The organism is Streptomyces sp. NPDC058401 (assembly GCF_042722885.1).
In the GTDB taxonomy this organism is placed as follows: domain Bacteria; phylum Actinomycetota; class Actinomycetes; order Streptomycetales; family Streptomycetaceae; genus Streptomyces.
Genome location: NZ_JBHXKA010000006.1, coordinates 116010 through 123122, shown reverse-complemented (window position 1 = coordinate 123122; position 7113 = coordinate 116010). Strand labels below are relative to the sequence as shown.

Below are 7113 nucleotides of genomic sequence, written 5' to 3'. Positions count from 1 at the left end.
ATCTCGGGCTCCCCCCCCGTTTCGTCGGGGCTGTGGGGCGCCCCCCCCCGGGGGGGCCGCCACTCGCCGCGTCTACGACACCTTCAGCAGGGAGTCGTCCCGCCACTTCAGCATCTTGTCGAAGCTGACCACGGCGCCCCGGCCCGGCCGGTTGCGGAAGCGGACGTGGTCCGCGAGCTCCTCGATCAGGTGCAGGCCGCGGCCGTGCTCGGCCAGGGACGGTCTGCGGCGGGCCACGGTCGCGGGCGGGAACCCGGGACCCGAGTCGCTCACCTCGATGCGGCAGCGGTCCCCGTCCAGGTACGCCGTGACGTGGTACGCCCCGGTCCCGTCCGGGCTTCCGCCGCCGGGGGCTGTGTCGCCCGAGGCTGTGCCGTACGAGGCTGTGTCGCCCGAGGCTGTGCCGTACGAGGCTGTGTCGCCCGCGGCTGTGCCGCCCGTGTGCCCCGAGCGCGGGACGGCCTCGCGGCCGCCGTGCTCCACCGCGTTCGCGCACGCCTCGCTCAGCGCCACCGACAGGTCGAAGGAGATGTCCGGGTCCACCCCCGCGGTCTCCATCGTCCCCAACAGCAGTCGCCTCGCGAGGGGCACACTCGCTGCTTCGCGCCTCAAGTGGAGAGACCACCAGATGCTCATACGGTTACCTATTGCCGCCCGGGGCCGGGGCTAAGCGCCTGAAGGCCGACAGAGCCCTCGTTCGGCCGATGCGGCTCTCCCGGGCGGCGGTGTATGCGGACGCACGCCGGGCATCCGTGCGCGGGAATGCAAACCGGCTGTCGCACCTGCCGTATGCGGCGCCTAAGGCCAGTGCGATGATGGCCCGGCCATGACTGCCCCCCACGCGACGCAGGCCGGACCCGGCCTCAGGCTGATCCGGGCCGCGGTGTTCACCGCGGTCTGTGTCGTGCTGTCCGCGGCCGGGCACGCACTGGCCTCCTGCGCGACGGTGCCCTGGTGGTCCCTCTGCGCCGGGTTCCTCGCCGTCTTCGCGGTGGCGGCCCCGCTCGCGGGACGCCGCCGCTCGCTGCCCGGCATCGCCGCCGCACTCGCGGGCGGACAGCTCGCGCTGCACACCCTGTTCGGCCTCGGCCAGCACAACGCCCCGGCGGGCAGCGGTACCTCCTCGGAGACCTCGCTCGCGGCGCTGGCCGCCCAGCTGGTCTGCGGGGGCAACTCCGTCCCGATCCACCCGGCGGACGCCCGGCGGATCGTGGAGAGCGCCGGACTGGACCCCGACCTCATGGCCGGAACGCAGGGGCACATGGCCCACGCCCACATGGGGCAGGGGCTGGTGGAGCCGACCGGCGGACTGGTGGGGCTGCTCAGCCCGGCCATGCTGATCGGACACCTGCTGGCCGCGCTCGCCGCCGGCTGGCTGCTCGGGCGCGGCGACGCCGCGCTGTTCCGCCTCCTCGAACTGTCCAGGCTCTCCGCCGGAGCCGGTCCGGTGCGCCCGCTGCGGGCCGCGCTGGCCTACGTACGCGCCCTCGGCGCCGGTCTTCCGGGCCGGCCCGCCCGTACCCCGCGGGCAGCGGGCGACGGGACCGGCCCCGCCCTGTCCACGGGCCGGGACGCACTCCAGCACACGGTGATCAGGCGCGGGCCGCCCACGGCATTCGCCCTCGCAGCCTGAAGCGGCACCTCTCCTCCCCGGGACTCATGACGGGAGCACCGGTGCCGCGAACTCCGTGCGCGCCGCGCGCGGAGCCACCGTCACCACAGCTTCCGTGGAGTGTTTCTGCCATGAAGACCTCTCGCGTCTCCTTCGCCGCCGCCCTCGCCGCCGGTTCCGTCCTCCTCCTCTCCGGTACCGCCTTCGCCCACGTCGGCGTGCAGCCCGTCGGGGAGGCTGCCAAGGGCGGCTACGCGACGCTCAACTTCAAGGTCCCCAACGAGCGCGACAACGCCGCGACCACGCAGCTCGAGGTCAACTTCCCCGTGGACCAGCCGCTCACGTCCGTCATGCCGCAGGACATTCCCGGCTGGACGTCCACGGTCGAGAAGACCAAGCTCGACAAGCCGCTCACCGTGCACGGCAAGCAGGTCAACGAGGTGGTCACCAAGGTGACCTGGTCCGGCGGCAAGATCGAGGCCGGCAAGTTCCAGCAGTTCCCGGTCTCCGTCGGCAAGCTGCCCGAGAACGCCGACCAGATGGTCTTCAAGGCGATCCAGACCTACGACAACGGCGAGGTCGTCCGCTGGATCGAGGAGTCCAAGGAAGGCGCCGCCGAACCGCAGACCCCGGCGCCCGTCCTGAAGCTGACCGCCGCCGGCGCCGACCACCACGACGACGCGGCCAAGAAGCCCGCGGACGAGGCGAAGAACTCCGACGCCGACCACAAGGACGGCCACGACGAGGCCGCCGCCAAGAGCGGATCCGACACGACCGCGCGGGCCCTCGGCATCGCCGGCATCGTCATCGGGCTCGGCGGTGTGGCCTTCGGTGTCGCCTCGCGCCGTCGCACCTCCTGACCGCCCGACCGCCCTACCTGACGATCCTGCGCAGCCGGCCGGCCTTCCGGGCCGGCCGGGCTCGCGGATCCACCCGTACCACCCCCGATCTCAGGGACATTCCCATGCGCACCACACGTGTGACGCTCGCCGCCCTCGTGGCGGCGGCCGCCCTCACCCTCACCGCCTGCGGTGGTGAACCGGCCAAGAACGGCCAGGTCACCCAGATCAGCGAGAACCAGGCGAAAGCCGGGTCCGCCACCGTGCTCGACCGCCCCTTCGACAAGCCGGACGTCGTCCTGACGGACACCACCGGCAAGCCGTGGAACCTGCGCGAGCAGACCAAGGGCAAGCCGACGCTCATCTACTTCGGCTACACCCACTGCCCCGACGTGTGCCCCCTGACGATGAGCAACCTCGCCGTCGCCAAGAAGGCACTCCCCAAGGCCGACCAGGACAAGCTCCAGGTCGTCTTCATCACCACCGACCCGGAACGGGACACTCCCGAGTCCCTCCGCTCGTGGCTCCAGGGCCTGGACCCGGCCTTCACCGGGCTGACCGGCGACTTCGCCACCATCCAGGCGGCCGCACGCACGCTCGGCATCGGTATCGAGGCCCCCACGAAGGACGCCAACGGCAACGTGGTCTCCATGCACGGCGCCCAGGTCATCGCCTTCTCGCCCAAGACCGACGAGGGATACCTCCTCTACGGCGAGAGCACCACCGTCGATGACTACACCAAGGACCTGCCGAAGGTCGTCAAGGGAGAGAACCCGTGAACGCCCGCACCACCCGCACCCTCGCAGCCGCCCTCTCCCTGACGGCCGCGCTCGCCATATCCGGCTGCTCCTCCGATTCCGGGTCCGCTTCCGCTTCGGGTGACGCCCCGAAGCTGACGGTCAGCGGCGGCTACATGCCGGAGCCCGTGAACGACCAGATGGCCGGCGCGTTCATGGTCATCAAGAACGGCTCCAAGACGGCCGACAAGCTGACGGGCGCCACGAGCCCGCTCTCCGACGATCTGCAGGTCCACGAGACCAAGGATCAGAAGATGCAGCAGGTGCAGTCCATGGACGTGCCCGCGAACGGCGAGCTGAAGCTGGAGCGCGGCGGCAACCACATCATGTTCATGGGGCTCAAGAACACCCCCAAGGTCGGCGACAAGGTCACCGTCGAACTGCGCTTCGAGAAGTCCGGCCCGGTCAAGGTCGAGCTGGACGTCAAGGAGCGGACGTACAAGGCTCCGACATCCACCAATGGCTCCTCCCACTGACGGACCGAGGGACTGACACGCCATGACGGCCACCGCCCCGACCCCATCCACGGCCCGCGTCCGCGCCACGGCACTCCTGCCGCGGCTCACGCTGGTCCTCGCCGCTCTGCTGGCAGCCTTCTTCGCCGCTGCCGCGCCGGCCTCGGCACACGCCGCGCTGACCGCGAGCGACCCCACGGACGGGGCGGTGGTCGCCACGGCGCCCGCCCAGATCACGCTCTCCTTCTCGGAGGGGGTCGCCATGAACGGCGACTCCATCCGCGTCCTGGACCCGCAGGGCAAGCGCGTCGACACCGGTGAACTGCGCGACCTCTGCAGCGGGAGCATCATCCGCTACGGCACCGCCCTGCGCCCGGGACTGCCGGACGGCACCTTCACCGTCGCCTGGCAGGCCATATCCGCGGACAGCCATCCGGTGTCCGGCGCCTTCACCTTCTCCATCGGAGCCCCCTCCGAGACCGCCGTCTCGCTGCCCTCACGGACGGCGGGCGACGGGCCCGTCGCCGTCGCCTACGGCATCGCGCGCTACGTGGCCTACGCCGGGTTCGCCGTGCTCGTCGGCGCCGCCGCCTTCATCCTCCTGTGCTGGCGCCGGGGCGCCGCGCAGCGGCCGATGCAGCGGCTGGTCGTACGGGCCTGGGTCGCGCTCACCGTGGCCACCCTGGTGATGCTGCTGCTCCGCAACCCGTACACCGGGTCGGGAAACTTCGCCGACGCCTTCGACCTGGCCGGGCTGAAGGCCGTCCTGGAGACCAAGTCCGGGGCCTCGCTCGTCTCGCGGCTGCTCCTCCTCGGCGCCGCCGCACTGTTCATCACCGTCCTGTTCGGGTCCTACGCCCGGCGCCACACCCCGGACGGGGCGGACGGGTCCGGTAGCGCGGCTGACTCCGCCGCCTCCGAGGAGGACGCCAAGGGGGAGAGCGACCTCGTCTTCGGGCTCGGCATCGGCGGAACCGTCGTCGCCGCGGGCATCGCCGCCACCTGGGCGCTGTCCGAGCACGCCTCCACCGGGATCCAGCCCGCCCTGGCCATGCCCGTCGACATCGTGCACCTGCTCGCCGTCGCCACGTGGCTCGGCGGACTCACCGCACTGCTCGTCGCGCTCCACAAGGTCCCCGGGATCGAGCGCTCGGCCATCCGGCGCTTCTCCACCGTCGCCTTCACCAGCGTTGTCGTCCTGGCCTGCACCGGCACCTACCAGGCCTGGCGCCAGGTCGGCAGTTGGTCCGCGCTGACCGGAACCGACTACGGCCGGCTGCTGCTCGTCAAGATCGGCCTCGTCTCCGTCGTCGTGGCCATCGCCTACACCTCGCGGAAGTGGACCTCGCGGCTGGTGGGTGGCCAGGCGGAGGGCAAGGCAGAGGCCGAGGTCGAGGTCACCGATGTTTCACGTGAAACATCGTCCGTGAGCGTCTCCCCGGCCGCCGAGGCCCTCCCCGACACCTCCGAGGCCGTGGCCTCCGACCCCCGGCGCGCCGCGCAGCTCGCGCGCCAGGGCGCCGCCCGGCGCACCGCGCGGGAGAAGCAGGTGCGCGACGCCGACCCGGACCGGACCGGTCTGCGCCGGTCCGTCCTGGCCGAGGCCGGTGTCGCCGTGGTGCTGCTGGCCGTCACCACCATCCTCACCAGCACCGAGCCCGGCCGGGCCGCGGAGCTGGAGGCCGGCCGCGGGTCCACCGCCACCGCCGTTCCCGACCGGGCGGTCAAGGTCACGCTGCCCTTCGACACCGGCGGCGAGAACGGCAAGGGCTCCGTACGGCTCCAGCTGGATCCGGGCCGCGTCGGCGCGAACACGCTCCACGTGTGGGCCGAGACCCCCGACGGGAAGCCGCTCGACCTGCCCGAGCTCAAGGTGTCGTTCACCTTGGAAGCCAAGGAGATCGGCCCCCTTCCGGTCATGCCCGAGCGCGCCGCTCCCGGACACTGGACCGCATCGGGCGTCCAGCTTCCGCTGACCGGGGACTGGCGGATCGACGTGATCGTCCGCACCTCCGACATCGACCAGACGACCGTCCAGAAGAACGTGAAGATCGGCTGACCAGCGTGACCCAGAACAGCGACCCCACGACCAGCACCAAGAGCACTGCGAGCGCCGAGAGCAGCACCGGACTCCCCGGCGTCGAGATCTCCCGGCGCCGCCTGCTGGGCACGGTCGGCGCCGCGGGCGCCGTCGGGCTCGCGCTCGGCGCCGCGGGCGGCGCCCTCGTACAGTCCGAGGCGTCCGGGTCGCAGACGCCGGGCTCCGGCGGCACCCCCGGCAGCCTCGGGGCCACCCGGGTCGACTTCCACGGGGATCACCAGGCCGGCATCACCACCCCCCTCCAGGCCAAGGGGCACGTGCTCGCCTTCGACCTGGCGCCCGGAGCCGGGCGCACCGAGGCAGCCGCCCTGATGCGGCGCTGGTCGGACACCGCGCGGCGGCTGACGGCGGGCGAGACCTCGCCGGTCGCCGACACCGGCATCGCCCTCGGCTCCGGCCCCTCCTCGCTCACGGTGACCTTCGGCTTCGGCCACTCCTTCTTCGAGCGCACCGGGCTCGCCGCACGCCGCCCCGCCGCCCTCGACCCGCTGCCGGACTTCTCCGCCGACCGGCTCGACGCCCAGCGCAGCAACGGCGATCTGTGGGTCCAGATCGGCTCCGACGACGCCCTGGTCGCCTTCCACGCGCTGCGCGCGCTGCAGAAGGACGCCGGTGAGGCGGCCCGGCCGCGCTGGCAGATGAACGGTTTCAACCGCTCTCCCGGCGCCACCGCCTCCCCGATGACGGCCCGCAACCTCATGGGCCAGGTGGATGGGACCAACAACCCGAAGCCGGCCGAGGCCGACTTCGACCGGCGGATCTTCGTCCAGGGCACCGTGCCCCCGGAGCACGCCTGGATGGTCGGGGGCTCGTACGCCGTCGTACGCCGTATCCGCATGCTCCTCGACCACTGGGACGAGCAGTCGCCGGCCCAGCAGGAGCAGGTCATCGGGCGTACGAAGGCCACCGGCGCCCCGCTGACCGGAGGCGGCGAGACCACCGCCATGGACCTCGACAAGATCGGCGCCGACGGCAAGCCGGTGATCCCTTCCAATGCGCACGCCCGGATCTCGGCACCCGCGCAGAACGGCGGAGCCGCCATGCTCCGGCGTCCCTTCTCCTTCCACGACGGGATCGCCGCCGACGGAACCCCCGACGCCGGGCTGCTCTTCATCTGCTGGCAGGCCGACCCGTCCCGCGGTTTCGTGCCCGTCCAGCGCAAGCTCGATCGCGGCGACGCCCTGTCGGATTTCATCCGGCACGAGTCGAGCGGCCTGTACGCGGTGCCGCCCGGTGCACGTGCCGGGGAGTACGTGGGGCAACGGCTGCTCGAAGGGTGAACAGCCCAGGTGGCGTCCGGGCCCCGGCA

The 7113-nt window shown here is 72.3% G+C and carries 7 protein-coding genes; 6 read left to right on the top strand and 1 reads right to left on the bottom strand.

Going from position 1 to position 7113, the window contains the following annotated elements:
- Positions 1-72: 72 nt before the first annotated feature.
- Positions 73-636, bottom strand: coding sequence for an ATP-binding protein (locus tag ACFWNV_RS04020; protein ID WP_383940108.1), 564 nt, complete (start codon positions 634-636; stop codon positions 73-75).
- A gap of 190 nt (positions 637-826) precedes the next feature.
- Between ACFWNV_RS04020 and ACFWNV_RS04015 the strand changes: the two genes are divergently transcribed.
- The 6 genes from ACFWNV_RS04015 to efeB all read left to right on the top strand — a co-directional run bounded on the left by ACFWNV_RS04015 (position 827) and on the right by efeB (position 7084).
- A complete protein-coding gene (locus ACFWNV_RS04015) occupies positions 827-1633 on the top strand; it encodes a hypothetical protein (protein ID WP_383940105.1) in 807 nt (268 codons plus the stop codon).
- Positions 1634-1743: 110 nt separating this feature from the next.
- Positions 1744-2472, top strand: coding sequence for a YcnI family protein (locus ACFWNV_RS04010; protein ID WP_383940102.1), 729 nt, complete (start codon positions 1744-1746; stop codon positions 2470-2472).
- Positions 2473-2576: 104 nt separating this feature from the next.
- Positions 2577-3230, top strand: a complete 654-nt coding sequence (locus ACFWNV_RS04005) for an SCO family protein (protein ID WP_383940099.1) — start codon at positions 2577-2579, stop codon at positions 3228-3230.
- Positions 3227-3724 carry a copper chaperone PCu(A)C gene (locus ACFWNV_RS04000; RefSeq protein WP_383940096.1) on the top strand — a complete coding sequence of 166 codons (498 nt, stop codon included), beginning with the start codon at positions 3227-3229 and terminating at the stop codon, positions 3722-3724. Before ACFWNV_RS04005 ends, ACFWNV_RS04000 begins: the two co-directional genes overlap by 4 nt.
- Positions 3725-3746: 22 nt before the next feature.
- A complete protein-coding gene (locus tag ACFWNV_RS03995) occupies positions 3747-5762 on the top strand; it encodes a copper resistance CopC/CopD family protein (protein ID WP_383940093.1) in 2016 nt (671 codons plus the stop codon).
- Between the two features lie 5 nt (positions 5763-5767).
- Positions 5768-7084 (top strand): iron uptake transporter deferrochelatase/peroxidase subunit, encoded by a 1317-nt coding sequence (gene efeB, locus ACFWNV_RS03990; RefSeq protein ID WP_383940090.1) that lies wholly within the window; start codon positions 5768-5770, stop codon positions 7082-7084.
- Positions 7085-7113: the final 29 nt, after the last annotated feature.

Bases quoted from the DNA above. Each gene is read 5' to 3' on its own strand.
- ACFWNV_RS04020 (WP_383940108.1), bottom strand. From the start codon at position 636: ATGAGCATCTGGTGGTCTCTCCACTTGAGGCGCGAAGCAGCGAGTGTG.
- ACFWNV_RS04015 (WP_383940105.1), top strand. From the start codon at position 827: ATGACTGCCCCCCACGCGACGCAGGCCGGACCCGGCCTCAGGCTGATC.
- ACFWNV_RS04010 (WP_383940102.1), top strand. From the start codon at position 1,744: ATGAAGACCTCTCGCGTCTCCTTCGCCGCCGCCCTCGCCGCCGGTTCC.
- ACFWNV_RS04005 (WP_383940099.1), top strand. From the start codon at position 2,577: ATGCGCACCACACGTGTGACGCTCGCCGCCCTCGTGGCGGCGGCCGCC.
- ACFWNV_RS03995 (WP_383940093.1), top strand. From the start codon at position 3,747: ATGACGGCCACCGCCCCGACCCCATCCACGGCCCGCGTCCGCGCCACG.